General features: G+C 64.6%; 1 pseudogene. It reads left to right on the forward strand.

From position 1 onward, the window contains the following. A pseudogene (locus E4K09_RS28820) lies at positions 1 to 223 on the forward strand (hypothetical protein); the annotation flags it as partial.

Consider the following 223-nt stretch of genomic DNA (forward strand, 5'->3'; position numbering starts at 1 on the left):
CAAACCGTGATTTCGCTGCCTTCCACAAGCAGGCGCAGGAGGCGGGACTCGCCGCTCCTTCCTGGGTGGCGTTGATCGAGCCTGGCGGCGAGGTGCTTCTCAACACGCGCGGGCCCTATGGTTCGCCCTTGCTCCATAGTCGGCGCGAGGACCTTTTCCGGAAGGTGCAGGAGACCCGCAAGCCCCAAGTGTCGGATCTTCATACCGCCCCGATCACCGGGCA

The organism is Microvirga pakistanensis (assembly GCF_004458765.1).
GTDB lineage: Bacteria > Pseudomonadota > Alphaproteobacteria > Rhizobiales > Beijerinckiaceae > Microvirga > Microvirga pakistanensis.